Raw genomic sequence first — 26,531 nt, forward strand, 5'->3', positions numbered from 1 at the left:
GCCCCCAACCCCACCACTGTCATGCTGGAATAAAGCATGTAAACGCACAAGCCAAAAAACAGCAGCGGCAAAGCCGGATAAAACGGCACCCTGACCGGCCGGGGGATCTCGGGGAAACGCCGCCGCAGAATGATCAACGCCAGGCTGCTCAAGCTCAAAAACAACCAGTACACCGGTGTCAGGTACTCGACCATGGTGTTGAAACCGCTCTGGGTAAAACTGCCAAACAACACCAGCAACAACGCGACTGCCCCCTCCGCCAGCAACGCCTTGCGCGGCACGCCGTCGCGTTCGTCCCATTCACCGAAGCGGCGCAGTTGCGGCACATCGCGGGCGGCGGCGTAGGTGGTGCGGGCGCCGACCAGCAAGGTCGAGTTGATGGTGGCGATGGCCGCGATGCCGACCATCAGCAGGATCAGCAAAACACCGGGGGCACCGAAAGCGCGGTTCAACAGTTCCACCGCCGGCGCGTTGCTCGCCGCCAGGCCTTCGAATCCCAGCCCTTGGACGAACGCCCAGTTCAGCGCCAGATAGATCGCCATCAGCACTGTTAGCGCACCGAGCATGGCGATGAAGATCCCGCGTCGACCGTCGCGCACTTCGGCGGACAATGTCGCGGCATCGCTCCAGCCGCCGAAGGCCAGAAACACAAAGATCATCGCCGCTGAAAATCCCGCCGCGCCAGTGTGTTCGGGCACGACCGGATCGCTGGGCAGCGCGGGTTCGATCCCTTGCCACGCCAGCCAGACCCCGGCGCTGGCGATGCTCAGAAACCCGAGAGCAAGCAGCCCGACCAACACAGTCTGAGTAATGAAACCGATGTGCTTGCCCGTCAGATTCAACAGCACCAACGCGGCAATGATCGCACCGGCAAACACTCCCGATCCGTAATGCCCCAACGGCACGACCGCATTGAAGTAGTCGGCAAACATGAACGCCGACAACGCGATCCACCCGGTGTGCATCACCGAGAATCGCGACCAGGCAAACAGGAAACCCATGCGCTCGCCGTAAGCGGTGCGCAGGAAATGATAGTCACCGCCCGGATGCGGGAACGCGGTGGCCATCTCGGCAAAGCACAAGGCCCCGGCCATCGACGCCAATCCGCCGAGCACCCAGACCCAATAGAAATGTTCCGGCCCGACGTTCAAGGCAACGGTCGGTGCGGTTTTGAGAATATCGGTGGTGATGACCATGCCCAGCGTGATCAGCAATGCCTGGAACACCGGCAGGTGCCGCTTGGGGCCATTGGTTTGAGTCATGAAGGTTCCCGCTGATGATCCGCCATCCATGGCGGAAAAGACTCAGAAGCCGTAGGTGGCGGTGGCGTAGTAATACGCGCCGTTGGTGCCGATCGGCGACAGCACGTCGTACGGCAGGTTGCCGCCGTAGTTGATGGCCGAGCCGGAGCGTTCCGGGTAGTTGTCGGTCAGGTTGTTGCCGCCAAGAGCGATGCTGAATTTCGGGGTGAATTTGTAGGTCACCTCGGCGTCCAGCTGCCACACCGCGCCGTAGGTTTGCTCAGGCTGCGAGTCGCCGAAATCGAACACCCGGGTGGTCTCGCCCTGACGGGTCAGACGCCCGAGCAAACCCCAATGTTCGCTGGTCCAGTTGGCGGAAAACACGAAACGATCCTTGGGCGCAGCATCGGTCAGGGTGTTGCGTTCCTCGACGCCCACCAGCGCGTCATTGCCGATCCCTAAGGCGGTCAGCTGCGACGGCGTGCCCTTGGTGCTGGTGACCTTGGTGTGGTTGTAGGTGTACGCGGTAGTCAGACCCAGTTGCCCGTCGTAGAACGGCTGATGGTAGTTGAGCACCAGTTCGGCGCCGTCAGTGCGGGTGTCGGCGGCATTGGTGAAGAAGTTGACGTCGTGCACGCCCGGCACGCCGAAGTTGTCATTGATGTAGCTTTCCAGCGCGTCGCTGCCGATTCGTTGAGACAGCGTGATGCGGTCTTTGACGTCGATGCGGAACACGTCCAGCGACGCATCGAAGCGTTCGTTCAACTGGAACGTCAGGCCGAGGCTGAAGTTCTTCGAGGTTTCCGGATCGAGTTTTTCCGCGCCCAGGGCACGGGCAATCGGGTCGTTGACCGACAACACGCGGATGTCGGTGAGCGTGCCGCCGTCGCCGAAGTTGCTGGTGGTGTTCTGGAAGCCGCTCTGGACCAGCGACGGCGCGCGGAAGTTGTTCGACACCGCACCGCGCAACGCCCATTGATCGGTCAGTTTGTAGCGACCGCTGAGCTTGCCGGTGAGTTTGCTCCCGGCGTCGTCGTAATGTTCCCAGCGCGTGGCGGCGTCGACGAAGAAGCGGTCGGTGAGATCACCGGACAATTCGGCGTAGGTGCCGAACACGTTGCGATCCAGATCCGACTCTTCACTCGGGCGCAGACCGTTGGCGCCATCGGCTCCGGAGCCAATGTAGGAGGCCTCGTCCCCGGCGAAGGTCAGGTAGTTTTCGTAGCGATATTCGCCGCCCACCGCCAGCACGAACGAGCGGCCGCCGAGGCGCAATTCGCGGCTGAAATCCAGGTTGGTGGTGGTCTGGCGCAGCTCGTAATCGCCGGTGTCGAAACGGGTCGGCGAGTCTGCGCCGAGGCTGACGTTGAGGGTGCGGCGGGTCGCCGATTCGAAGCGGTTGCGGCCGTGGGTGACGCTGCTGTCGAAATCCCAGTCGTCGCCGATCAGGCCTTTGTAGCCGGCGGTGGCGGAGATGTCGGTGTTGTCACCCAACGATTGCGGCAAGTAGCCGTTGGGATAGAACTGCGGCTGCTCGGACGGGTAGCGATAGAACTCGGCGCCGGTGGTGTGGCGTTCGTTGTAGGTGCCGAAGCTGTAGGCCTTGCCGCCGGCCAACGGCAATTCTCCGTTGAACCAGGCGTTGACGTCCCGCGCCACGCCGTCCCCCATCACGTAGTTGCGCTGGCCCGGGGTGTCGGCGAAGCCGTCGTAGCCGGCGCGGTTGGTCGGGTTGCGATCCTTGTACTCGGTGCCGCCACGAATGAAGCCGCCCTCCTCGCCCAGCCGCGTACCGATCTTGGCCGTGGTCACGCTGTTCTGGCCGTCGGTGGTGGTTTTGCCGATGGCGTCCTGGTGGGTGTGGTAGGCGCCGTAACTGGTGGAGACTTCACCGCCTTCGGGGGCGTCGTCGAGGATGATGTTGATCACCCCGGCAATCGCGTCCGAGCCGTACTGCGCACCCGCGCCGTCGCGAAGTACTTCGATGCGTTTGATCGCGCTGATCGGGATCGAGTTGAAATCCACCGGCGCCGTGCCGCGCCCGATTTTCGACGAGTCGTTGACCACTGCCGAGGTGTGGCGGCGCTTGCCGTTGACCAGCACCAGCACCTGATCCGGGCTCATGCCGCGCAGCTGTGCGGCGCGCACGTGGTCGGCGCCGCCGGAGTTGGACTGGCGCGGAAAACTGAACGACGGCAACAGCGTCTGCAACGCCTGGCCCAACTCACCGCCACTGGCGCCGGCGGTCTTCAAATCCTCGGCAGTCAAGACATCCACCGGCACCGGCGAATCCAGCACCGTGCGTGCGGTGCCCCGGGTGCCGGTGACCAGCACGGTACCCAGCCGTGTGTCATCGTCGACGCGCGCGGAAGTCTCTTCGGCTTGCGCAGGAAGTTGCCAGATTGCACTGACAACAGCGATGGCGAGTAATGAACGCGAACGGTGAATCATGCGACAGCTCCTTGAATCGCAGTTAATAACCGGCCGCTGCCGAATCATGAAGTGTCGGCAATCGGTGCACGGCAATTTCTGCTGTAGTTTTGATATTCAGAAAGGCAGCCAGGTGTGTTGAACAACTATCGGCTGTTAGAGCGCAAGAACCCCAAAGTTAGTAGAACCCCCTGTTTACCGATGCTAGACGAGCGGTCCTCTGCCGCAAAAGAACCAATAACGCTTAGGTTATGCCCGACGAACGGAGTGTTGCCTGAGCAACACTTGTGTTTGCGCAACAACATGAATACCCAACTAACCAACAACTAATCACGCACAAAAACACACTCCACGTTGTTGTAGAGAGCATTATTAATCTGTGTTTTTCGGTGCGAAGTTAGATGCCGTCAGTCGAAGTCCTTTTCCCGCCAGGCATCTTTGGCAATGTCCAGCGCATCGCCGCTGAAACGCTGTTCAATGAACGGATCGGCGTGCAAGTGAAAGCCGTTGCGCTCCCAGAAGCCAGGTTGTTCCTGATCGGTGAATTCGAGCCCGCGCAGCCATTTCGCACTTTTCCAGAAGTACCGCCCCGCCACCACCAGCCGCAGCGGCCAGCCATGCTGCGCGGTCAGCGGCTGACCGTCGTAATGGGTGGCCAGCAGGCTGTGCGGGTGCAGCAGGTCATCGAGACGAAGGTTGGTCTGGTAATCGTGATCGGCGTGGGCCATGACGAAGGATGATGTCGGCCGAATGTCCAGGGCCTGCAACAGGTCTTGCAGGTGCACGCCGCTCCAGCGGGTGTCGAACTTCGACCAGCGTGTCACGCAATGAATGTCGCATTGCAACGAGCGTTGTGGCAGCGCTTGCAGATCGGCGTAGGTCAGCTCGACCGGGTTGGCCAAAGTGCCGAACAGTCGTAGCGACCACGTCGCCAGGTCATACGCCGGCACCTCGCCTTCGTGCAGGATTGGGAAACGCTCCGTGAGCACCTGCCCCGGCGGCAGCCGTTCGCCCAGCGCCACATCGGCTTTCGGCGAACGGCTCTTGCGCAGGCGCGCAGCCTTGTCGTGCATGTCGATTCCTCAGTTCGCCACGGGAATCCACGGTGCCCGCGCGACATTGGCGGTGTCACCGAAGGCCGGCAGTTTTTGCCCGAGGTCGCGCACGTTTTTCACGTCCAGATCCAGCAGTTGCTGACGGGTAATGAGAGTCGGCGGCACCAGCACCTTGTGCCCCGGATTTTCCCCGGCAATCAGCATCGCCAGACTGCGCACGCTGATCGCCCCGGCCACTTGCGGATTGACCGCAGCGGTGGCGGCCCAGGCGCTGTCCGGTTCTTTCATGATCTGGATGTCGGCAGTGGAAATATCGGCGCTGTAGATCTTCACCTTGCGGCTCAGACCGGCCTCATCGACGGCGATCTTCGCGCCTTTGGCGAACTCGTCGAACGGCGCGAAGATCACGCTGATCCCCGGATTGGCCCGCAACACGGCGCTGGCCTGATCCGCCACCGAGTTGGCAATCGGCGGATTGAGCGTGCCGAAGCGCGCCTTCTCGATGATCCCCGGATTGCTCGCCTTGACCTGGCTCCAGATCTCGTCGCGGCGCTCCATCGGCGTGAAGCCGCTGATGTAGACATACCCGGCGTCGAAGCGGGTGCCGTTGTCCTTGAGCGCTTGATCGAGTGCCAGCCGCGCCAGTGCGTGGTGATCCTGCTCGACCTGAGTCACTTGCGGCGTGTTCAGGTCGACGTCGAATGCGACGACCTTGATGCCTTTGGCCAGCGCCCGCTCAATCGGCCCTTTGAGGGTTTCCGCCAGCCCCAGTTGCACGATGATCCCGTCGACACCGAGATCGGCGGCCTGATCGATCATCTCGCCCTGGCTCGCCGCCTGTTGCCGCGCGTCGAACACCCGCAGGTTGGCGCCCAGCGCTTCGGTCTGTTTCTCCACCCCGCGCAGATAGGCTTCAGGGAAATCCCCGGAGAACAGATAGCCCACCAGCGCGATCTGTACCTGACCTTTATCGAACGGCGCCGGCGCACCGGGCAAGGCCTTGGCCTGGGCATTGAAGGCCAGCGCCGAGAGCAGCGCCCCGGCGAGGCAATGACGTGCGAACTGTTTGATTGAACCGTGCATGGATCTTTCCTTGAAGCTTCAATGAACCGGCTCAGCGCGCCCGATGCGCGAGGCCGAAGGTGAACATCAGGGCCAGCACCAGCACCAGTCCCTTGACGAAATCCTGCGCGTAATACGGCGCGTTGAGCATGGTCAGGCCGTTGAGCAACGAGGCCACCAGCAGCGCGCCGACCAGCGTGCCGAACGCGTTGGGCTTCTTCGCCCCGAGCACGGCAAAACCGATCAGCGCAGCGCCCAGTGCATCGAGCACCAGACCATTGCCAGAGCTGACATCACCGCGCCCCAATCGCGCCGCCAGCAACAAACCGCCCAGCGAGGCCAGCAGCGCCGAGAGCACATAAGCCAGCAACTTGAAACGCTGCACCGGCGCACCGGCCAGACGCGCCGCCTGCTCGTTGCCGCCAATCGCATAGAACAGCCGGCCGATGCGCGTGCGCTCGAGAAACAGCCACACCGCCAGCGCGACAACCGCCGTGATCAACACCGGAATCGGCACGATGTCCCACAGTCGCCCGCGACCCAGTGCCAGAAACACCGCACTGAACGATCCTTCGGCTTCGTCGCCATTGGGCAGGGTCATGCCCACCGCAATCGAGCGGCCGCCCGTGGGGATCAGTTGCACGCCGATCACCAGGAACATGCTGCCGAGCGTCGCGAGAATGTCCGGCACGCGCATCTTCACGATCAACCAGCCGTTGAGCAGCCCGACCAGTGCGCCACCCGCCAGGCTGATCAGCACCGCCGGCACCGCGCCCCAACCGAGCACCACCATCACGTAACTGGCGATCATCAGGCTCATCGCCGCCACCGCGCCGATCGACAGATCCAGCCCGCCCACGGCCATGGTCAGCGTCACGCCCAGCGCCAGCAGCGCGACAATCGATACCGATTGCAAAATGCTGAACAGGTTGCCGACCCGCAGGAACGCCGGTTCCGCCACACTGAAAAACACCACGATCAACGCCAGCACCCACAGCAGGCCGTAGCGGATCAGCGCTTGCACGAATCGCTCGGACGGCGCCGGGGCGGATGACAACAGGGAACTCGAATCAGGCACTCGCTCTACTCCTTGGCGCGGCGTGAACAACAGAATTTTGCGGATCGCTGCCGGCCAGCCCTGCGACCAGAGTGGCGCGATCCAGCCCGGCACGCGGGTACTCGGCCACCACCGCGTGATCGCGCACCAGCAGAATCCGGTCGGCGATCTCCAGCGCTTCATCGACATCCGAGCAGATCACCAGCGTGGCGCGGCCAGCGGCGCTGTCGCGCAGCAACTGGCCGATCTCGCGCCGGGCACGCACATCGACGCCCTGAAACGGCTCGTCGAGGATCAGCACCCTGCCCTCGCCGAGCAGCCAGCGACCGAGCACGACTTTCTGCTGATTGCCGCCGGACAACGCGCTCATCGGCACATCGATGCCGGCGGTCTTGATTCCCAGCGCCGAGACTTGCGCCTCCACCGCCGCCGCTTCGGCACGGTTGCGGATGAAACCGCCACGGGTGAAGCGTTCGAGGAACGGCAAGGTCAGGGTTCGGCGCAATGAAAAATCCGCCACCAGCGATTGGCTCGCGCGATCTTCGGCGGCGAAGAACACGCCATTCTGGATTGCCTGGCGTGGCGAGCCCGGTTGCCACTCGATGCCATCCAGTTGCAGAGAGCCGGACAACGGTTTGCGCAGCCCGAACAGCACTTCGGCGATTTCGCTTTTGCCGGCGCCGAGCAATCCGGTCAGCACCACCACTTCGTTTTCGTGCAAGGTCAGATCGAAAGCCTGGGTGCGCGGCAGGATCTTCACGTCGCGCAGTTTCAGCACTTCGCGCCCCGCCGCTCGCGGTGCGTAGACGTGGGCTTCCAGCGCCTGACCAAGCATCGCTTCCAGTGCCTCGGGCAATTGCAGGGCACTGAACTCACCGGCCAGTTGCCCGTCGCGCAATACCACGGCGCGGTCAGCCACTCGTTGCAGATCGGACAGGCGATGGGAGATGTACAGAATCGCCACGCCACGGCTGCGCAAGGTGTCGATCAGCCCGAACAGGCGCTGCGCTTCGGCATCCGACAGGGCCGCTGTCGGCTCGTCGAGAATCAACAGACGTGGTTGCAGGGCGAAGGCGCGGGCCAGCACCACCAGTTGCCGCTCGGCCTGGCCGAGGTGTTCGATCGGCTGCTCCAGCGGCAGCACCAGCCCGAGGCCAGCGGCGATGCTCGCGGCGCGCTCCAGCAGGCGTCTGCGATTGAGCCAGAAGTCCGCATCGGGCCGGCACAGTTCATCGAGCAGCAGGTTTTCCGCCACGCTCAAGCCGGGCGCGATGCCTTCATTGATCTGCTGATGAACCGCGACGATGCCAAAGCGGCGCGCCGACAGCGGCGAACTGAAATGCCGGGGCTGACCATCGATCCAGATCTCGCCGCCATCGTGGGTCTGGCTGCCGGCGAGGATTTTCACCAGCGTCGATTTGCCCGCACCGTTGGCGCCGAGCAGCGCCACCACTTCGGCGGGAAAAATATCCAGGCTGACCCGGTCCAGCGCCCGGTTCGAGCCAAAGGTCTTGCTCAGTTCACGTACACGAATCAGTGGCTCGGAGACCACGGCGACAGGCGCACCCATAAAATTCCTTAACGTCGATGAGCCAGCGAACGCACCAGTCGATCGCCCAGGCTTTGCACACCCTGGACGAGGATGACCAACACCACGACGGTGGCAACCATCACTTCATTGTTGAATCGTTGATAGCCGTAGCGGATCGCCAGATCGCCCAGTCCACCGCCCCCGATCACCCCGGCCATGGAAGAAAAACCGATCAGCATCACCAGCGTCAGGGTGACGCCCGCCAGCAAGGCCGGCAGCGCTTCGGGCAACAGCACTTTGAAAATCACGTGGCGGATGTCACCGCCCATGGCGAGGACCGCTTCGATCCGGCCCTTTTCGACTTCGTCCAAAGCGTTCTCGACGATCCGCGCAAAAAACGGAAAGGCACCGATGGTGATTGGTACCACGGCGGCGGTGCTGCCCAGTGTGGTGCCGACCACAAGGCGGGTCAGCGGGATCAGGGCAATCAGCATCACCACGAACGGCAGCGAACGACCGAGGTTGATCACCGCGCCCAAGGCCTGATTGAGCCTCGGCAACGGGTACAGACCCTGACGGCGGCTGATGAACAGCAACACCCCCAGCGGCAAACCGATCAGTAACGTGAACAACCCGGCGAGCAGCACCATGTACAGGGTTTCGCCGGTAGCGTTGAGCACCAGTTGCAGGATTTCATTCCAGTCGATCACGCGGTTCATGAGTGGGCCGCCCGTACGCCGTATTGCCGCAGAAAGCTCAAACCGGGCGCGTCATGCCCCAGCGGCAAGCCGCAACTAGGCCGCAGTGAAGCGCCAAGGGCGGACTGCGGATCGGCCAGCAATCGGGCCACCGGCCCCGCCTCCACCAGTTTTCCGTTGGCCATGGACGCGGCGTGATCGCAGATCGACTTCACCACGTCCAGCTCGTGGGTGATCAGGACGATGGTCAAACCGAGCTGGCGGTTGATGTCGCGCAACAGCTCCAGAATCGACGCTGTGGTTTCCGGGTCGAGGGCGCTGGTGGCTTCGTCCGACAGCAGGTACGCCGGCCGTGCCGCCAGGGCCCGCGCAATGCCCACCCGCTGTTTCTGCCCGCCGGACAGTTGCGATGGAAAGGCTTCGGCCTTGTCGCCCAGCCCCACCAGATCCAGCAGCTCGCGAACCCGTTCATGGCGCTGTGGCTTGGCGACTTTGGCGATTTCCAGCGGCACCGCGACGTTGTCGAACACGTTGCGCGAATGCAGCAGGTTGAAGCCCTGAAAGATCATGCCGATGCGCTGACGCTGGCGGCGCAACTCACGGTCGGACAGCGCCGTGAGGTCTTCGCCGTCCAGCAGAATCCGCCCGGCATCCGGGCGTTCGAGCAGATTGAGGCAACGCAGCAGCGTCGATTTACCCGCGCCGCTGCGCCCGAGAATCCCGTAGATCGCGCCATCGGGAATGCTCAGCGACACCTGATCCAGCGCCGGAGCCGACGCTGACGGATAGGTCTTGCTCAACTGCTCGACGACGATCATGGCTTGGCATCCGCCACCGGGATCACCGAGCCCTTGAAGTTCTCGGCGATGTACTTGGCGACTTGCGGCGAGGTCAGGTCCTTGGCCAATTGCTGAATGCGCGGATCGTTTTCCAGTTTCGGCGTGGTCACCAGAATGTTGGCGTAAGGGTTGTGCTCGGCCTTCTCCAGCCCCAGCGCATCCCTGGCCGGCACCAACCCCGCTTCCAGCGCGTAGTTGCCGTTGATTACTGCCAGGTCCACGTCATCCAGCGCACGGGGCAATTGCGGCGATTCGATTTCGAGGATCTTCAGCTGTTTCGGGTTTTCGGCGATGTCCTTGGGCGTTGCCTGATCGGCCGCCGGGTCATTGAAACCAGGCTTGAGCTTGATCAGGCCGTTGTCCTGCAACAGGTACAGCGCGCGGCTCAGGTTGGTGACATTGTTCGGCACCGCGACCGTGCCTTTGTCCGGCACCTGGGCGAAGGTTTTGTGGCGATGGGAGTAAATCCCCAACGGCTCGATGTGCACCGTGGCGGCCACCGCGAGTTTCTCGCCGAGGGCCTTTTCCTGGGATTGCAGGTACGGCAGATGCTGGAAGTAGTTGGCGTCCACATCGCCGTGTACCAGCAGTTCGTTGGAGTTCACGCCCTGCGGGATTTCGATCACCTTGAGGTTGAGCTGCGGATCGAGTTTCTGGATGTACGCCAGAATCTGCGCGTGGGGCACCGGGTCGGCGGCAACGCGCAATGGCTCCAGCGCTTGAGCACTGAACGAAGTCACCAGCGCGCCGAGGACGGCCAGGGTCAGGCCTGCTTTTTTCAACACTGCTTTTTTCAACACTGCTTTTTTCAACATGGGAAAGCGACCTTTTGCGAGTGATGGATCAGGCGTTGGCGGTCTTGCGAAGCGGTGTGCTGGTGTTCGACGCGTCGGCGTAAAAGCGCTGCGCGACATCGGGATGGGAGCGCAGTCGGCCCTTCAGGTAATTCCAGCCGACATCACGGAACAACGGATTGAGCGGATCACTCGCCGGGCCGCGCGCCTCACGCAACAGCGCCGTCGGCAACGGATACAGCGGCACCACCGCATCCAGTTGCGCGCCGAGGAAAAACGCGATGGACAAGCGCTCGCTGCCCACCGGCGGCGACACCACACGATGCACCGTGGCGCGCAGATAACCGTTGGTGGCCAGCTCCAGCAATTCGCCGATGTTCACCACCAAGGTGTTGTCCCGAGGCAGCGCATCGATCCAGCGCCCCTCTTCGATTTCCACTTGCAGACCGGCCTGCTGGTCTTGCAGCAGGAAGCTGAGAAAACCCGAATCCTTGTGCGCGCCGACGCCCTGATTGCTCGCCGTCGAGGCTTGCCCCGGATAGCGCATCAGCTTGATGTGTTCGTTGGGTTTGTCGCCGTACAACCGGTCAAAAGCGTCTTCCGGCAAGGACAGCGCCTGAGCGAATGCGCGCAGCAGGCGCAGCGACATTTGGGTCATCGCCTGCTGCCAGTCGAGCAACAGCGGCTTGAGTTGCGGCAACGCCTCGGGCCATTGATTCGGCCCTTGCAGCCGCGCCCACAACGGACTGTCGGCGTTCAACGGCAAGACCTCACGCTCGGCGCCCAGATCGAATTGCTCACGCTGATCGGGCTGGCCTCGAGTGATCTCGGAAGCGGCGCGGTTATAACCGCGAAAGTGCGGCGAATTGATCATGCCGACAGCGGTTTTCTCGCTGTCAGGCAAGGCGAAGAACTGGCGCGCGTGGTCCTGCACTTGATCGAGCAGGCCGGCGTCGATGCCATGGCCGGTCAGGTAGAAAAAACCCACATCGCGGGCGGCATGGCGCAAGTCATCAAGAAATGCCTGGCGTTGCGACGGCGTACCGTCGAGCTGGGACAGGTCGAGGATGGGTAATGCGGTGATGTCTGAGGTGTGCGGCATGATTCACTCCCGTGTGAATCAAACCTGAAGAGTCCGTGATCGATTCAGCGTGTGCCGTCATGGCAATCGGGGGTCTGTCGGTTTGATGCTTTTGGTTCGTCTATGAAACAAAACTAAACGATATTAAAAACACCGAACAAATATCTTTTTTGCATTAGCTTAGGTCTGTCTGACTACGGGACTCAGCTGACCACCACGCCTTTCGGGCCGCTGGCGATAAGCGCCGCCCCACACGCAGTTTTCATCCCACCCAGCGCAATGGGCGTGCCATCGACGGTATAGGTGCTGCTGCCCCGGTGCGGAAATGAAGAAGTGAATATGAGCCGGGCGCTGGCCGTGTTTGCGCGAATCAGAATTGACGGCCCCCAACGAAAAAACCACCTGCGAACAGGTGGTTTGATCTGGCCGGCACACCCGATCACTCAGCGATCGGCATGCTGCTCCAGCATCGCATAGGCCTCGCCGGTGAAACGGTAGCTTTTGTCGGGCTGAAACACGATGACGCCCTCCTCGCACAAACGCTTGAGCACTTCCCTGACGCTGATGAACTGAATGCCCCTGACAAATGCCTGCAGATACCCATGCACCCCGCGCCCGCCAACGGCGCGTCCTTCCCGTGTAGCAACCAGCAAGGCATCGATCACCTTGATCCGGATCAGGCTGGTGCGCAGCCCGTAATAATGCAGCAGCTCACGGATATGCTCGTTGGTGCTGCGCTCGAAATCGAAGGCTCGCTGGACTTTCGGGATCGGCAATGGCGTACCAGAGGAAGTCGATGCCGGGCTGGTTAACATTCGAATACTCCTTTCCTTGAAGGCTCTGTGATCAACCGCTGTGCGTAGCTCTATATAGAAGAAGGCGCACCCGACAGTGCGCCCCCGGATCAGAAGTCGACGGTCGCCGACAACTGCAACGTGCGTGGGTAGCCCGGGGAGAACGCGCCATAGGACGCCACACCCGACCAGTACTCGCGATCAAACACGTTCTGCACCGTGGCGCGGAATGTCGTTGGCCGACCCTCGATCTTGGTGGCGTAGCGGGCGCCGGCGTCGATGCGGGTCCAGGAAGGCAGTTCCTGGGTGTTCGCCTGATTGACGTATTGGCTGTCGGTGTAGATCGCGCCGCCGGTCAGGGTGAAACCTTCGACCCACGGTGTGTCCCACTCGGCCCAGAGGTTGGCCTGGACATCCGGCACGCCCACCGGTTTGTTGCCACGGTTGGCGGCGGTGGCCGAATCCGTCAGTTCGCCATCGAGCAAGGTCACGCCGCCCATCAGGCGGGTGCCCGGCGCGACTTCACCGAACATGCTCAGCTCGACACCACGGTTACGTTGTTCGGCTTGCACCGAGAACACGTTGCCGGCGCCGATTTCGCCGCTCGGCTTCTCGATCTGGAACAGCGCCAGGGTGGTCATGAACGTGCCGTGTTCGTACTTCACACCGATTTCGTGCTGCTTGGATTTGTAGGGTGCGAAGGTTTCGCCGGAGTTCGCCGCCGTGCCCGGAGCGATGTCACCTTTGCTCAGGCCTTCGACGTAGTTGTAGTACAGCGAAACGTCGTCCCACGGTTTGACCACCACGCCCGCCAGCGGCGTCGTCGCGTTGTCGTCGTAACGGGAGCTGACTGCACCCGAAGCGTTGTAGTTACGCGATTCGATGTCCTGACGGCGCACGCCGAGGGTCAACTGGATCCGGTCATCGAGAAAGCCCAGGGTGTCGGTCAACGCGATGCCGGACAGTTCCGATTCGGAAACGCGCAGCACTTTCGGCGAGTTGATGTACTGCTTCGGCACGTCCACCGGGTGGTAGATGTTCGAGCGGATCTCTGTGCCGTTGTTGATGCCACGGGACAACTCGTCCTGATAACGGGTCGCCATGATCGTGGTCGTGTGGGTGACCGGGCCGGTGGCGAACAGCGCACGCATGCCCACGTCGGCCGTCGAACGGTCGACGTTGAATTTGTAGTAGCCGGGGATGTTGCTGGTGTCGCCGGCGTCGTTGAGGATTCGCGGCACCTGGTCGGACATGCGCTTGACGTCGGAGCGGCCACCGCCGGCGTGGGCGAATACCGTCAGATTATCGTTGAGGTCGTACTCGCCGCCGAGCAAGGCCGACTGCTCCTTGGTGTCCGACCAGCCCCAGTCCTGCGGCAGGTTGGTGCGGCCGTTGGGCGCCGATGGAATCTCGACGCCCGGTGCGATGGTGAACGGGCGCGACGCCGCCTCGAAACTCTCTTTCTGGCTGATGAAATCCAGGTTCAGACGCAAGCGCTCGCCCTGGTAGTCGAGGGCGATGGCACCGATGTTGAGGGCCCTCTCCTGATCATCCACCGCAGTGTCGCCGCCCTGGAGGCTGCCATTGAAACGTACGCCGAACTGGTTTTCGTCACCGAAACGCCGACTGATGTCCAGGTGCCCGCCCACTTGCGAGTCCGACGCGTAACTGCCGGTGAAGCGGGTCAGGTCTTCGGCCAGCGGCCGTTTGGGTACGATGTTGATCACGCCGCCAACGCCACTGTTGGGCGAAATCCCGTACATCAGCGCGCCCGGACCCTTGAGCACTTCGACGCGCTCGGCGTATTCGGTGAACACGCGATAGTTGGGCGCAACGCCGTACACACCGTCATAGGCCAGCTCGCCGAGGTTGCCCTCGCCTATCGCAAATCCCCGGATGAAAAACGAATCGACGATCCCACCGGTCTGCCCGGTCGAGCGCACCGATGGGTCGCGTTCCAGTGCATCAGCCACGGTGACCGTTTGCAGATCCGCGAGGGTTTTGGCGGTGTAGCTGGTCACGCTGAACGGCGTGTCCATCACGTCTTTGTTGCCCATCATCCCCAGCCTTGCGCCTCGGGCGACCTGCCCGCCGGCGAGGACTTCCGGCAATGCGGTTGCGCCGTTGTAACGGGCGTTGACGTTGGTGGTGTCCAGCGTCAGCCCTTCGGTGGCGGCGGCGTCCTGTTGCTCGGGTTGCTTGGGGTCTGCTGCCCAGGCAGTGGCGCTTCCTGCGGCCAGGATAGAACTCAGCATCGCGGTGCGAATGGCCAGTGTGAGGGCGCGTTCACTGCAGGGTCGGCGTGCAACAGACATGACGATTGGGTCCTTCTCGAATGGCTGAAAATGGTAATGACTCCTATTTGCCAGTCGACAATCGAAAAAGTATCAGCGTGGCCGAATATTTTTTTGCGCGGATCGCCCGCAGGGGAAAACGCCGGAGGATGGGACAGTGAAATCCACCCTCCGACGCCGATCAGTCATACAGGCAGTGCAGCGGGATGGAGACCACCGGCAGCGCGGGGTCGAACGCGTGGCGGGTGGTCTTGTACGGGAACAATTCGCCACGCTCGATGGTGGTGAAAATCTGCGCCACTTCGAACGCTTGTCCGGTTTGCCAGTGACGCACACAAACCCGTGGGTCGGCGTAGTCGAGCTGGATGCACGGCACGCGTTTCAACCCCAGTGCCCGCGCTGCGTTGAACCGGTGGTTGCCGTCCATCACGATGCCCCGGGAACGCTCGACGATGATCGGTTCCAGCCAATGCCCGGCCTGGATGATCGCCTCGCGCAGACGTTGCACGTTGAGCGGATCGACCTGCTCGGATTGCCGCACGTCGCACAGCGCACGCAAGGCAATCTGGTAACCATGTCCCATGCTTCACCCCCGGTTTCAGCAGGCATCCGCGTTGGCGAGCAACGCGTACTGGCTGGCCATGTCCCGCAGGCGCTGGGCCTGTTCGATGAGCGGCAGATCGACCATTTCGCCGTCGACCTGCACCGCGTGACTGCCCCCGGCCACCGCGCTCAGGACCCGATCCGCCCACGCCAGTTGGCGGGCGTTGGGCAGGAAGGCTTTCTGCACCTTGGTGATTTGCGAAGGATGGATACACAGCTTGGCGCCGAACCCCAGCGACCGGGCGTAACGCGAGTCGCGCTCGACCACCTCCATGTCGCTGATGGCCGGGGTCACGCCATCGATCGGCGCCGGTAACCCGGCCACCCGCGAAGCCAGCACGATGCGATTGCGGGCGAACAGAAACGCTTCGGGAATCTGGCTGCAATCGATGTCCAGGGAAAAATCCAGCGAACCGAATGCCAGCCGCGCCAACCCGGGAATCGCCGCAATCGCCTCGACCTGATGCAAGCCCTTGGCGGTCTCGATGATGGCGACGATCTGCAGCTCTGGGTTCCATTCCAGCAGGCGCCTGACGACATGGGACAGGCTCTGCGGGCATTCGGCCTTGGGCAGGAAAATCCCCGCGCAGCGCTCGGGGTAGCGCATATCGCCCAGCCACGTCATGTCCTGGCGAAACAGCGAACTGCCGACGCTGTTCAGCCGGATGTAACGCCGGCAGGCGGTTTCAGGCGTGCTCTGTTGCCAGGCCCAGATCGACGCCCGGGCCACGGCTTTGCTGTTCGGATGAACGGCATCTTCGAGGTCGAGAATGATCGCGTCCGGCCCGGCGTCGACCGCTTTGGAAAAACGCTCCGGGCGGTTGCCGGGAACGAACAGGTAGCTGATGGGAAGCGTAGCGTTGGTGCTGTGACGAACAGTCATCGGGACTCTCCTGAGCGTGCTTCAGTCGTGGGTTTTCAAAAAAATTCGAACACCTGTTACAGGGGAAAAACCGGGTTGATTTCAGGCGCATTGAATCAATCGTCAACACCTTGAATAACAAGGCGTTAAGAGAATTTTTAATCAATACGCGAGCGCTTACTTGAGCAGGCGAACAAACGGCTTCGCACTCCCCTGTTGTGTGTGTTCATTCAAAAATATTTGAAAACCTTACTTGATAATCGTTCCCGTTCGCAATATTGTTCGAGCCGCTGACAGGGTCGAGACTCAAATCAAGACTTGCGATTTTGTTCACGGAAAGTTCGGCGCAATGATGTCATTTACATGTCAGGCAATGGCACTTCAAAAGCGACAAGGCCATATTTTATTGGCCTTCTCCTTGCCTGCCTGAGCCTTAAGGAGTGGGGTTCTCATGAAACAGATTTGTGAAAATTTTATGAAAGAGCATGCCCCTTGTTTAATTCCAGAGCGGATCTGTCATCCGCCTCCACCTTTTTAAAAATTCGTATCTGACGAGCAGCAAGAACACGCAACATACATATGGCGATTATTTACGCCAGAGGTTTTCTATGCCTGAATTAATTGCGCCGCCCATTAAAGAAACAACTGTAGCTCAGTACACAAAAGTGCTGAAACCGTTACTTGATCCTATTATCGAAAACTTTCTTCAACATTCACCGGGAAAACTTGTTGAGCTTGTTAAACAACACGGATCGCCGCTGAATCTGGTGTGGCCACATGCCTTTGAGGCCAACGCCCAGGCGCTGCAATCGGTGCTGAAGAAGCACAACGTTGACTACGCGATTTTCTACGGCGCCAAAGCCAACAAGTCCCAGTGCCTGCTGGCTGCGGCTGCGTCGTCAGGCATCGGCACTGACGTATCGAGCCTGTTTGAACTGCAAGCTGCGCTGCGCGCCGGGACCGAAGCGGAACATCTGTGCGCAACCGGGCCGGCCAAAACCAACGCGTTTCATCAAGCGCTGGTGCAAGGCGGTTCGCTGATTTGTGTGGATTCCCGAGAGGAATTCAGCGAGCTAAAAGCGTTGCTCGACACTTCGCCGTCACCGGCCAAAGCCCGAGTCCTGCTGCGTTACAGACCGACAAACTGCCCGTCGAGCCGCTTCGGCATGGGCGCCGATGACGTGTTTCAGTGCCTGCAATGGCTGACGGAACATCGGGAGTCGTTGCACTTCGAAGGGTTCCATTTCCACCTCGGCGGATACGGCTACGAAACCCGGGTACAGGCCTTCCATGAAGTGACCGGCTTCTTCGATGCCGCCAGGGAAATGGGCCTCGACCCGGTCATGATTGACATCGGTGGTGGCCTGCCGATGCGCTATGTCGACCCGCAGGAGTACGACAGTTTTTTGCAGAACGACAACAACCCTGGTCATTATCAGAATCGTCGAGTACCCCACTCTTATTACCCTTATGGCAGCAGTCTGACGGCTTGCCAGTGGCTGGACTTATTCCTGGCGTCGGAGCATTCCCCGGAAAAAACCATTGCCGGTTACTTGAAGAGTCAGAATATAAAACTGGCACTGGAGCCCGGCCGAAGTCTGGTGGATCAAGCAGCGGTCACCGTCTTTCGCGTAACGCGCACCAAACAATTGGTCGACAACAAAGTTGTGATATTCGCCGAAGGCAGCAGTTTCAGCGCGTGCGAAACCTGGTTTTCATCTGAATACCTTGTCGATCCAATCCTGATCACTTCGAAAGAATCGAGACACGTTCCGATGCAAGCCTACATCGCCGGACATAGTTGCCTGGACGATGATGTGATTACTCATCGATTGATCAACTTCGAAACAACACCGAAAACCGGCGATTTATTGATCTATGCCAATACCGCCGGTTATCAGATGGACTTGCTGGAAAACGAATTTCATCGTCACCCGTTGCCACGGCGACTGATGGCGACTTGTTGTACGGAAGGTAACTACGCATTCACACCTGACTATTAAGGGAAGACGTCCAGATGATACTGAATAAAGTTTCGGATCTTATTGGCAATACACCAATGTTGGGCATTGATGTTCCGGATAGCAACGCTCGACTTTTGCTCAAGATAGAGAAGAACAACCCCGGCGGCAGCATTAAAGACCGTATGGCGCGCAACATGGTATTGGCGGCGCTCAAGTCCGGAAAGTTGAAACCCGGTGGTGTGGTCGTGGAATCGTCCTCCGGCAATACCGGCATCGGCCTGGCGATGGTAGCCGTGGAGTTCGACCTGCATTTCATTGCGGTGGTCGATCACCATGCGGCGCAGGACAAGATCGCGGTGATGAAGGCTCTGGGCGCCGAAATCCGTTTTGTCGCCGGCACTTACCGCGAAGACGAAGTGGCCGTGGTCGAGCGTCAACGGTTGGCGGCCGAACTGGCTTCGCAGATCCCCGGCGCGGTGTTCATGAACCAGTCCGACAACGCGGCCAACGCTGGCGGCTACAGCGACTTCGTGCGTGAAACCATCGCCCAGGCCGGTGGCCACATTGGCGCCTACGTCGGTTGCGTCGGCACCGGCGGCTCGATGACCGGCATTGCCCGTGGCCTGAAACTGCACAACCCGGACATCGTTACCGTCGCCGTCGAACCGGCCGGTTCCATCGTCTTCGGCCATCCCGGCTATCCCTATTACCAGTCGGGAACCGGCACCCCGGCCGGCGACACCGTTGGCCTGGTGCTCGACTACAGCTGCATCGACCTGGGCTTGCAGGTCACCGATTCCCAGGCCTTCGAAACCGCCCGCTACATCGCGCGCAACCTGGCACTGCTGGTCGGCGGCTCCACCGGCGGAGCGATCTTCAAGGCGCTGGAGCTGATTCACAAAGGCACGTTGACCGGCAACGTTGTGGTGCCAATTGCCGACGGCGGCGAGAAGTACTTGCACACCGTATTCGACGACAAATGGCTGCAAGAGCGGGATCTGCTGGACCCGGACGTCGCACCGCAACTGGATCGCTGGCTGGGCAAGACCCGCTGGCTGGAATCCGACGCTACTCCCTTGCAATTGAGCGTCGCCTGACGCGTCTCCCACACAGGAAAGTCTTTGTATGAAACCGCTGAAAGTCGCCATCTGCGGCGCAGGCCGGACCGGGCATCTGAATGCCATCCTGTTTAAACAGTTGCCCAATGTTCACGTTTCGATACTCACCAATAATCAAGAGGTGGTTGATCGTCACCTCGCCAATCTGCCGATGCTGGCGCTGATGCCGGACGGCTCGACGCTGAGCGCGCGACCGGACCAGGTCAGCAGCGATGCGAGTGTTGTAGTTGCTGACGCTGACATCGTGATCATTACGGTTCCGGCCCACGCACGACCGCAAACCCTGCAAGCCATCGCACCGCATTTGAGTTCAGGCAAACCGGTGTACGTCGGCGCAATCCCGGGTTTCTGCGGCTTCGACTGGCTGGCCGAAGCTTCGCTGGGCGAACGTTCGAACGTGGTGATCTGGGGCATGAAGGATGTGCCGCACACCGCGTTCAATCTGAAGCCAGGGGTGTCGGTCAAGATGGGCGGCGGCAAGAGCCAGTTGTATGTCGCGCTGCACGACCGCGAATCAGCGCAATCACGGCAGCACCTGGAAAAAATCCTCACCACGCTTTATGGCCCCTGCGTGACGATGCTCGACCACTACCTGGAAATCACCCTGACACCAGGCAACCCGATCATGCACAGCTCGGTGATCTACGGTTTGATCGGTCCTTACGGCCAATGGCATCGCAAGAACTTCCCGCAACGAATGTGCTGGTGGACCGAATGCCCCGAGCTGGGCGCCTATTTTCTGGAGCGCATGGATCAGGAAAGTCAGGAACTGTGCAGCGTGATCAGCCAGCGCATGGGCATCGACCTGTCATCGGTCAAATCCCTCAAGCAGGAAATCGTCGAGGCCTATGGCGAGCAGATCCGCGATCAGAGCAGCATGCTGTCGATCCTGCGCACCAACCAGGCCTACAACGACATCCTCGCGCCAATGATTCCGGCCGACGACAACCGCGCCGGCTACGTGATCGAGCGCGAAAGCCGCGCCTTCAACGAAGACGTTGCCTACGGCCTCGTGCTGCTGGTGGAAATGGCCCGGCGCTTCGAACTGAAAGTCCCCTACATCGAAGAAGTCCTGCAATGGAGCGTTTCCTACATGCAGGGCCTGCGCGACTCGGCGCTCGACTACTTCCCCAGCCAATGGCCGCGCACCGCGTGAGCGGGTTCAACTTTTCATTAACTTCTCGACGAGCAGATAGCTGATATGGATGACTTCAAGACACTCATCGCCTACTCCCGCAAGAACGCCCTGCGACGGATGATCCGTTGCCTGTTTGCCGAAAACATTCTGGATCGCGCGGGCCTGCGCTTCTCTGAGGCCGGTAACGAGGCCACGTACGCGCTGAAAGACGGTCGTTCCCATGTGTTCTTTTCCAACATCGCCAAGGGCCCGGCCGATACCGTAGTCAATGACGGCGACGTGATCCTGATGACCGATGAAGGCGTACGCCAGGTGATCTACACCCATCATGACCTGCTGGATGTGCTGCGCGACAGCTTCGATTTCGAACCCACCGATGAAGGCATCGCCGGGCTCAAGTCGGACATGGAAAACAGCCTGATGAACGACGCCCACGCGCGTCAGCATCGCCAGCAATGGAACGCTCGACTGGCCGCCGCCGCCCGGGAACAGGGCCTCGACAGCCTGACCGATTACCTGCGCCAGCACGCCAGCACCAAGGACGCCGCGATCCTTCTCGACCAGTGGGGCTCGCTGGAAGGTCACCCCTACTATCCAACCTGGAAAGCCCGCCCGGGCCTCAGCGATGAGGAAGTCGAGCAACTGTCACCGGAGTTTAACGCCCAGGTGCCGCTGCGCATTGCCGCGCTGCGGGCCGACATGGCGAAAAGCGAAAGCATGCCTCACGTCAGCGATTACCACAGCTGGTTCGCCAGTAACTTCCCAACGCAATGGGCGCAATGGAAGGCGTCGCTCAACGACAAGGGCCTGGACGAATCCCAGTGGTTGCCGCTACCGATTCACTCATGGCATTTGCAGGCTTACGTGCTGAAAAACTTTGCGGCGGAAATTGCAGAAGGCATTCTCATCACCGACGGTCCGGACATCCAGACCCTGCCGACCATGTCCTACCGCACGATGATGCCGGTGCTCAATGAGAGCGCGCCGCTGATCAAGTTGCCGATTGCCGTGTGGATGACCAGCGAACTGCGCAGCCTGCAAGCCAAGTCGATTCACATGGGGCCACGCATCAGCACCGTCATCACGAAGATCCTCGAGGTCGAAAACGGTTTCGAGCAACGCCTGGAAATCTTCCCGGAGGAGATCGGCGTGCGTTACAAGCACGCGATCACTCAGGACGACCATCCCGGCCGGCATCTGTCGGTGGTGTTCCGTGCCAGCCAGCAAGCGTTCGAGCGTAACGACGAGTGTCTGCCGATCACTGTGGCGTCTCTGTTCACTCGCTTGCCGGGCAACGGTCGACCACTGTTCACCGAGCTGATCGAGCGCGACGGCGTTCGGGCCAATGCCGCTCAGGTGGAAGACTGGTTCCGTCAGTACGCCAAAGTGGTCACTCATCCGGTAGTGGCGATCTACCTGATGTACGGGATCGGGCTCGAAGCGCACCAGCAGAACACGATGGTGCTGTTTTCCCCGGATGGCAAAGCACGTAGTCTGCTGATCCGCGATTTCGGCGATGGCAGGACCTACGCGCCATTATTGGAGGGACGCGGCTACACCCTGCAACCGCATGTGCAGCCGGGCATTCTGCCAACGGTGTTCGAGGGCGATATCGAGCCGGTGCGCATGTTCGTGCTCGACGCAGCCTTCCTCACGCACCTGCATGAAATGGCCCTGTGGCTGACCAAGGAGTACGCGCTGGACAACAACCGGATGTGGGGCATTCTGCGTGAAGAAACCGAGCAGGCGTTCGCAGCGGTGCGCGAGCGTGTCGCGCCGGATCTATGGGAAGTCGAACGCAAGGCCTTCCTCAATGATCCATGGCCGACCCGTTCGTTGCTGCGCATGCACATGATGCAGTATTCCAACTACCGGATTCAGCACACGCTGACCAACCCGCTCAATGTCGTTCAATAACCGAGGCTGACTCATGACCCAAGCAGGTGCCATCGCGGGTTCGCGCGTAAGAGTCCTGATTTATCTTCTGTTCGCGATCCAGCTCATTTCGATGGGCGCGATGGAAATGAGCGGGCCATTCTGGCCTGTCCACCTGCGCGGGCTGACCTCGTCAGACTCGCTTTTCAGCTTCGCCAGCATCGCCGTGTACGTCGGGCCGATGCTGGGCATTATTCTGACCAGCGCATTCTGGGGCCGTATCGGCGACCGCTACGGCCACAAGTTGATGATGATCCGCGCCCTCGCCGGCCTGTCATTGACCCAGCTTGGGCTGGCCCTGTGCAGTGACATCTGGGTGATCCTGATCCTGCGCTTCCTGCAAGGCGCCTTCGCCGGCTACATCGCCCCGGCCCAGGCGTACGGCGTGAGCATTGAAGCACCTTCGCGGCGGGCACGGCTGTTCGCGATCCTGCAGATCTCCACCAACGTCGGCTCGTTGCTCGGCGCAGTGGTCGGCGGACTGATCCTCGATTACGCGACATTCTTCTGGATCAACATGATCGCCGCTGTGTTATGCGCCATCTGCACCGTGGTCGCAGCCGTGACGTTGCCGGATGTACCGCCAGTGAAGAAAGCGCCGGTCGCTGATAAAGCGGCTCCTGCCAGCCATAACACCAGCGTCTGGCAAGGCACGCCCCTGCTGTCGCTGCTGGGCGTCATGGGCATCCTGCTGCTGGCGCGGATGCTGCCGCAGACGTCGTTCTCGCTGTACGTCAGCTCGGTGTTCGAGGTCAGCAACTCGGTGGTCGGGCTGTGTTATGGCTTGCTGGCGCTGGGTTTCATTCTGTCGGCAACCGCGTGGTCGCGTTACTTCGAGCACCGTACCCAGCAGGACACCCTGCAACGCATCACTTATGTCGTCCTCGGCTGTATTGCGCTGACGGCCCTTGCCGGCTACACGCGCAACCCGATCGTGTTCGTCGGTGCCTATTTCATCTGGGGCGTATTGCTGGGGGCCACCACGCCGGTGCTGATGGCCCTGATTTCCAAAACCGCCGACAGCTCGCGCCAGGGCTACGTGCTGGGCATTGCCCAAAGCACTGCGCAATTCGCGTCCATCGCCGGCATTTCGGCCGGTGGGTTACTCAGCCAGGTCTATGGTTTGCAGTACACCTACCTGTTTGTCTGCCTCGCCTACATGCTCGCGCTGATGCCCATCGTTGCCTTGCGTTACCGGCCGATGGTCATGCAACCGAGCCAGATGCCGCCGGGCGACTGACCAAGGAGTTTTCGTTGAACATTGAACAACTGCGCGCCGACACCCCTGGTGTCGAGCAACTGATTCACTTCAACAATGCGGGCGCGGCGCTGATGCCCAATCCAGTCATCGAAGCGGTGACCCGTCACTTGCAACTTGAAACCCGGATCGGCGGTTACGAAGCCGCCGGGCAACAGGCCCGGGAAGTGGAAGACGTTTACGACGCCATCGGTCAACTGATCAACGCGCGTCCCGAAGAAATCGCGGTGATTGAAAACGCGACCCGCGCTTGGGACATGGCCTTCTATTCATTGCCGCTGCGGCCTGGCGATGTGGTGCTGACATCGACCACCGAATACGCCGGCAACTACATTCCCTACCTGCAACTCAAGCAGCAGCGCGGCATCGAGATCAGGGTGATTCCCAACGACGAACAGGGTCAGGTGTCAGTGCCGGCGCTGCGGGACATGCTCGGCGATGATCGTGTCGCCCTGGTGTCGCTGCCGGTGATCGCCACCAACGGCGGCCCGGTGCAGCCTATCGAGCAGATCGGCGCCCTCGCCCGCGCGGCCGGGGTTCTGTTTCTGCTGGATGCCTGCCAGGGCGTCGGGCAGATGCCGATCGATGTGCAGAAAATCGGCTGTCATATGCTGGCGGCCACCAGCCGCAAATACCTTCGTGGCCCTCGGGGCATGGGGTTTCTCTACGTCGAAAAAACCTTGTGCGAAAACCTCGAACCGACGTTTCTCGACCTGCACGCGGCCTCATTGCTGACCCCGGATACCTTCAAGATCCGAGGCGATGCCCGACGATTTGAAAACTGGGAATGCAACGTTGCCGCGAAACTGGGCATGGGGGCGGCGGCCCGTTACGCCCTGGCGCAAGGCATCGAACCGATGTGGCAGCGCATTCAACGATTGTCGGCACACTTGCGCAATCGCCTGACAGACCTGCCCGGGGTGACGCCGCAGGATCGAGGGGCGGTCAAGTCAGGCATCGTCACCTTCACCTGCCAGGGCGCCAGCGCGGCGCAAGTTCAGACATGGCTGGCGCAGCAGGAAAAACGCGTCAATGTCACCACCTCGACTTTCCGCTCGACGCTGCTCGACATGCAGCAGCGGGAGCTGCTGGAAGTCAGCCGGGCATCACTGCACGCCTACAACACCGAGGCGGAAATCGATGCCATGGCGGACGCGTTGATGAGAATGTCACGCGCCTGAAAACGGATACGAATCGCGCTTGCGTCGCAGGCTCTTTGTAAACTAGCATTGGGAATACTTCTCAATTGCAAAACACTGCAGCCATGAGCGAAACCCTTCCCGCGAACAACGACAATCATCTGCGCGTGATCGAAGCGCTGTACAGCGGCCATCACGGCTGGCTGTACGCCACGCTGAAGAAAAAACTGGGTAACGCCATGGATGCGGCAGATCTGGCGCAGGATACTTTCACTCGGATCCTCGCTTCTCAGGTCACGACCATCGAGCAACCCCGGGCCTACCTGAGTTGCGTGGCGAAGGGCATCCTCATCAACTGGTATCAGCGCAAGGCTCTGGAACGCGCCTACCTTGATGCCCTTGCGCATTTGCCCGCACCGGAAGTGCCCTCCCCCGAGTTGCGCTTCGTGGTGCTGGAAACCCTGCACGAAATCGACGCGATGCTCGACACCCTGCCGCCACTGGTCAAACGCGCGTTCCTGCTGTCGCAGATCGGCGGCTTGAAATACGCCGACATTGCCGAGCAGCTGGACGTCTCGCTGATCACCGTCAAGCGCTACATGAAACAGGCTTTCGTGCAGTGCCTGATGCTGGTGGAATGAATGCTTACGCGCCGCAGTGAACCGCCGCTCGATCCGAAAATACTCGAAGAAGCCGCCGAGTGGCTGATGCGTCTGAGCGAAAACGACCTCAGCGAAACCGAGCGTGCGGAGTGGGAGTACTGGAAAGTCAGCAGCCCCGAGCGCAACCGGGCGTGGGCCCGCGCGCAGTTGCTGCAAAGCAAGTTCGGCGGCCTGCCGCCGTCGCTGGCGATGTCGGCGCTGGATCGCCCGAGTAACCCGGAACGCCGCGCAGCCCTGGGCAAACTGGCCTTGCTGCTGGCGGCGATACCCGCCGGTTGGGGCAGCTGGAAACTGGCGCAGTCGCAGCAATGGTCCGCCGATTACCACACCGCCGTCGGGCAGCGCCGCGAACTGACCCTGGCCGACGGCTCGCAACTCACCCTGAACACCGACACGGCCATCGACGTTCTGTTCGACACCCGACAGCGGCTGATCCATTTACGCGAAGGCGAAATCCTGGTGCAGACTGCGCCGGACAACGCCGCGCAGCCTCGACCTTTTCTGGTCAGCACCCGTCAGGGCGGGATGCAGGCGCTGGGCACGCGCTTCACCGTTCGTGAATGGCAGCCGCACACCCAACTCGCAGTGCTCGAAGGCGCTGTGCAAGTCGAGCTGGCCGACAGCCCACAGAGCGCGCCGATCATCGTCAACGCCGGGCAACGTACCGACTTTTCATCACAGGCCTTTGGCTCGCTGAACCCGACCGACCGCAACGTTGGCGCCTGGACCGAGGGCATGCTGATGGCCGACAAGATGCGGCTGGCGGATTTCGTTGTCGAACTGGCGCGCTATCGCCGAGGCTTTGTGCGGTGCGATCCAGCCATTGCCGACCTGCGCATTTCCGGGGCCTTTCCCATCAGTGATACCCAACGCTCGCTGAACATGCTGGCGCAGACCTATCCCGTGCGCGTCTCCGGGCACTTGAGTGGTTACTGGGTGACGCTCTCACCCGCCTGAGCAAAAAAATCACCGCACG

Annotated in this window: 22 protein-coding genes and 2 pseudogenes; 8 read left to right on the top strand and 16 right to left on the bottom strand. The window is 61.1% G+C overall.

Going from position 1 to position 26,531, the window contains the following annotated elements; genetic code table 11:
• The 16 genes and pseudogenes from L6D74_RS23915 to L6D74_RS23985 all read right to left on the bottom strand — a co-directional run.
• Positions 1–1,262 (bottom strand): APC family permease (locus L6D74_RS23915; protein WP_236190698.1); only part of this gene is annotated, 1,262 nt, incomplete at its 3' end.
• A gap of 42 nt (positions 1,263–1,304) precedes the next feature.
• Complete coding sequence (locus L6D74_RS23920; RefSeq protein WP_236190699.1) at positions 1,305–3,692, bottom strand: TonB-dependent receptor plug domain-containing protein; 2,388 nt, start codon at positions 3,690–3,692, stop codon at positions 1,305–1,307.
• 386 nt (positions 3,693–4,078) lie between these two features.
• Complete coding sequence (locus L6D74_RS23925; protein ID WP_236190700.1) at positions 4,079–4,744, bottom strand: sulfite oxidase-like oxidoreductase; 666 nt, start codon at positions 4,742–4,744, stop codon at positions 4,079–4,081.
• A gap of 9 nt (positions 4,745–4,753) precedes the next feature.
• Entirely contained in the window at positions 4,754–5,809 is a 1,056-nt protein-coding gene (locus tag L6D74_RS23930) for a substrate-binding domain-containing protein (RefSeq protein ID WP_064595792.1), read from the bottom strand.
• A 31-nt stretch (positions 5,810–5,840) separates the two neighbouring features.
• The gene (locus L6D74_RS23935; protein WP_236190701.1) at positions 5,841–6,866 is read right to left on the bottom strand and encodes an ABC transporter permease; all 1,026 of its coding nucleotides are present in this window, start codon (positions 6,864–6,866) and stop codon (positions 5,841–5,843) included.
• The gene (locus tag L6D74_RS23940; protein ID WP_236190703.1) at positions 6,859–8,415 is read right to left on the bottom strand and encodes a sugar ABC transporter ATP-binding protein; all 1,557 of its coding nucleotides are present in this window, start codon (positions 8,413–8,415) and stop codon (positions 6,859–6,861) included. Before L6D74_RS23940 ends, L6D74_RS23935 begins: the two co-directional genes overlap by 8 nt.
• Positions 8,416–8,423: 8 nt before the next feature.
• On the bottom strand, positions 8,424–9,095 hold the full coding sequence (locus L6D74_RS23945) for a methionine ABC transporter permease (protein ID WP_236190705.1): 672 nt from the start codon (positions 9,093–9,095) through the stop codon (positions 8,424–8,426).
• On the bottom strand, positions 9,092–9,892 hold the full coding sequence (locus tag L6D74_RS23950; protein ID WP_085611878.1) for a methionine ABC transporter ATP-binding protein: 801 nt from the start codon (positions 9,890–9,892) through the stop codon (positions 9,092–9,094). The genes L6D74_RS23945 and L6D74_RS23950 overlap by 4 nt, the downstream gene beginning before the upstream one ends.
• Positions 9,889–10,698, bottom strand: coding sequence for a MetQ/NlpA family ABC transporter substrate-binding protein (locus L6D74_RS23955; protein WP_039771213.1), 810 nt, complete (start codon positions 10,696–10,698; stop codon positions 9,889–9,891). The genes L6D74_RS23950 and L6D74_RS23955 overlap by 4 nt, the downstream gene beginning before the upstream one ends.
• A gap of 58 nt (positions 10,699–10,756) precedes the next feature.
• The gene (locus L6D74_RS23960; RefSeq protein WP_236190707.1) at positions 10,757–11,809 is read right to left on the bottom strand and encodes an isopenicillin N synthase family dioxygenase; all 1,053 of its coding nucleotides are present in this window, start codon (positions 11,807–11,809) and stop codon (positions 10,757–10,759) included.
• Positions 11,810–11,991: 182 nt separating this feature from the next.
• Positions 11,992–12,102 (bottom strand): annotated as a pseudogene (locus tag L6D74_RS23965) (PAAR domain-containing protein); the annotation flags it as partial.
• A pseudogene (locus L6D74_RS30360) lies at positions 12,089–12,220 on the bottom strand (dioxygenase family protein); the annotation flags it as partial. The pseudogenes L6D74_RS30360 and L6D74_RS23965, both read right to left, overlap by 14 nt.
• A gap of 11 nt (positions 12,221–12,231) precedes the next feature.
• Positions 12,232–12,603, bottom strand: coding sequence for a hypothetical protein (locus tag L6D74_RS23970; RefSeq protein WP_064595782.1), 372 nt, complete (start codon positions 12,601–12,603; stop codon positions 12,232–12,234).
• Positions 12,604–12,692: 89 nt separating this feature from the next.
• Complete coding sequence (locus L6D74_RS23975; RefSeq protein ID WP_236190708.1) at positions 12,693–14,897, bottom strand: TonB-dependent receptor; 2,205 nt, start codon at positions 14,895–14,897, stop codon at positions 12,693–12,695.
• A 160-nt stretch (positions 14,898–15,057) separates the two neighbouring features.
• Positions 15,058–15,459 (bottom strand): ParB N-terminal domain-containing protein, encoded by a 402-nt coding sequence (locus L6D74_RS23980; protein WP_039771147.1) that lies wholly within the window; start codon positions 15,457–15,459, stop codon positions 15,058–15,060.
• Between the two features lie 15 nt (positions 15,460–15,474).
• A complete protein-coding gene (locus L6D74_RS23985) occupies positions 15,475–16,362 on the bottom strand; it encodes an HpcH/HpaI aldolase/citrate lyase family protein (protein WP_236190710.1) in 888 nt (295 codons plus the stop codon).
• 587 nt (positions 16,363–16,949) lie between these two features.
• Here L6D74_RS23985 and L6D74_RS23990 point away from each other — a divergent pair.
• The 8 genes from L6D74_RS23990 to L6D74_RS24025 all read left to right on the top strand — a co-directional run bounded on the left by L6D74_RS23990 (position 16,950) and on the right by L6D74_RS24025 (position 26,512).
• Positions 16,950–18,344, top strand: a complete 1,395-nt coding sequence (locus L6D74_RS23990; protein WP_236190712.1) for a Y4yA family PLP-dependent enzyme — start codon at positions 16,950–16,952, stop codon at positions 18,342–18,344.
• A gap of 14 nt (positions 18,345–18,358) precedes the next feature.
• A complete protein-coding gene (locus L6D74_RS23995; RefSeq protein ID WP_276574955.1) occupies positions 18,359–19,402 on the top strand; it encodes a PLP-dependent cysteine synthase family protein in 1,044 nt (347 codons plus the stop codon).
• A gap of 28 nt (positions 19,403–19,430) precedes the next feature.
• Complete coding sequence (locus L6D74_RS24000) at positions 19,431–20,579, top strand: NAD/NADP-dependent octopine/nopaline dehydrogenase family protein (RefSeq protein WP_236190715.1); 1,149 nt, start codon at positions 19,431–19,433, stop codon at positions 20,577–20,579.
• A gap of 45 nt (positions 20,580–20,624) precedes the next feature.
• Positions 20,625–22,478: an IucA/IucC family protein gene (locus L6D74_RS24005; RefSeq protein WP_236190717.1), complete on the top strand. Its 1,854-nt coding sequence runs from the start codon at positions 20,625–20,627 to the stop codon at positions 22,476–22,478.
• 13 nt (positions 22,479–22,491) lie between these two features.
• The gene (locus L6D74_RS24010; protein WP_074690762.1) at positions 22,492–23,736 is read left to right on the top strand and encodes an MFS transporter; all 1,245 of its coding nucleotides are present in this window, start codon (positions 22,492–22,494) and stop codon (positions 23,734–23,736) included.
• A gap of 14 nt (positions 23,737–23,750) precedes the next feature.
• Positions 23,751–24,935, top strand: coding sequence for an aminotransferase class V-fold PLP-dependent enzyme (locus tag L6D74_RS24015; RefSeq protein ID WP_236190719.1), 1,185 nt, complete (start codon positions 23,751–23,753; stop codon positions 24,933–24,935).
• Between the two features lie 83 nt (positions 24,936–25,018).
• On the top strand, positions 25,019–25,534 hold the full coding sequence (locus tag L6D74_RS24020) for a sigma-70 family RNA polymerase sigma factor (RefSeq protein ID WP_039771138.1): 516 nt from the start codon (positions 25,019–25,021) through the stop codon (positions 25,532–25,534).
• Positions 25,535–26,512: a FecR domain-containing protein gene (locus L6D74_RS24025; RefSeq protein ID WP_236190721.1), complete on the top strand. Its 978-nt coding sequence runs from the start codon at positions 25,535–25,537 to the stop codon at positions 26,510–26,512.
• Positions 26,513–26,531: the final 19 nt, after the last annotated feature.

It is taken from the genome of Pseudomonas pharyngis (assembly GCF_021602345.1).
Classification (GTDB): Bacteria; Pseudomonadota; Gammaproteobacteria; order Pseudomonadales; family Pseudomonadaceae; genus Aquipseudomonas; species Aquipseudomonas pharyngis.

Bases quoted from the DNA above. Each gene is read 5' to 3' on its own strand.
- L6D74_RS23990 (WP_236190712.1), top strand. From the start codon at position 16,950: ATGCCTGAATTAATTGCGCCGCCCATTAAAGAAACAACTGTAGCTCAG.
- L6D74_RS23930 (WP_064595792.1), bottom strand. From the start codon at position 5,809: ATGCACGGTTCAATCAAACAGTTCGCACGTCATTGCCTCGCCGGGGCG.
- L6D74_RS24010 (WP_074690762.1), top strand. From the start codon at position 22,492: ATGACCCAAGCAGGTGCCATCGCGGGTTCGCGCGTAAGAGTCCTGATT.
- L6D74_RS23940 (WP_236190703.1), bottom strand. From the start codon at position 8,415: ATGGGTGCGCCTGTCGCCGTGGTCTCCGAGCCACTGATTCGTGTACGT.
- L6D74_RS23920 (WP_236190699.1), bottom strand. From the start codon at position 3,692: ATGATTCACCGTTCGCGTTCATTACTCGCCATCGCTGTTGTCAGTGCA.
- L6D74_RS23995 (WP_276574955.1), top strand. From the start codon at position 18,359: ATGATACTGAATAAAGTTTCGGATCTTATTGGCAATACACCAATGTTG.
- L6D74_RS23975 (WP_236190708.1), bottom strand. From the start codon at position 14,897: ATGTCTGTTGCACGCCGACCCTGCAGTGAACGCGCCCTCACACTGGCC.
- L6D74_RS23945 (WP_236190705.1), bottom strand. From the start codon at position 9,095: ATGAACCGCGTGATCGACTGGAATGAAATCCTGCAACTGGTGCTCAAC.
- L6D74_RS24000 (WP_236190715.1), top strand. From the start codon at position 19,431: ATGAAACCGCTGAAAGTCGCCATCTGCGGCGCAGGCCGGACCGGGCAT.
- L6D74_RS23950 (WP_085611878.1), bottom strand. From the start codon at position 9,892: ATGATCGTCGTCGAGCAGTTGAGCAAGACCTATCCGTCAGCGTCGGCT.
- L6D74_RS23985 (WP_236190710.1), bottom strand. From the start codon at position 16,362: ATGACTGTTCGTCACAGCACCAACGCTACGCTTCCCATCAGCTACCTG.
- L6D74_RS24020 (WP_039771138.1), top strand. From the start codon at position 25,019: ATGAGCGAAACCCTTCCCGCGAACAACGACAATCATCTGCGCGTGATC.
- L6D74_RS24025 (WP_236190721.1), top strand. From the start codon at position 25,535: ATGCTTACGCGCCGCAGTGAACCGCCGCTCGATCCGAAAATACTCGAA.
- L6D74_RS23980 (WP_039771147.1), bottom strand. From the start codon at position 15,459: ATGGGACATGGTTACCAGATTGCCTTGCGTGCGCTGTGCGACGTGCGG.
- L6D74_RS23970 (WP_064595782.1), bottom strand. From the start codon at position 12,603: ATGTTAACCAGCCCGGCATCGACTTCCTCTGGTACGCCATTGCCGATC.
- L6D74_RS23960 (WP_236190707.1), bottom strand. From the start codon at position 11,809: ATGCCGCACACCTCAGACATCACCGCATTACCCATCCTCGACCTGTCC.
- L6D74_RS24005 (WP_236190717.1), top strand. From the start codon at position 20,625: ATGGATGACTTCAAGACACTCATCGCCTACTCCCGCAAGAACGCCCTG.
- L6D74_RS23925 (WP_236190700.1), bottom strand. From the start codon at position 4,744: ATGCACGACAAGGCTGCGCGCCTGCGCAAGAGCCGTTCGCCGAAAGCC.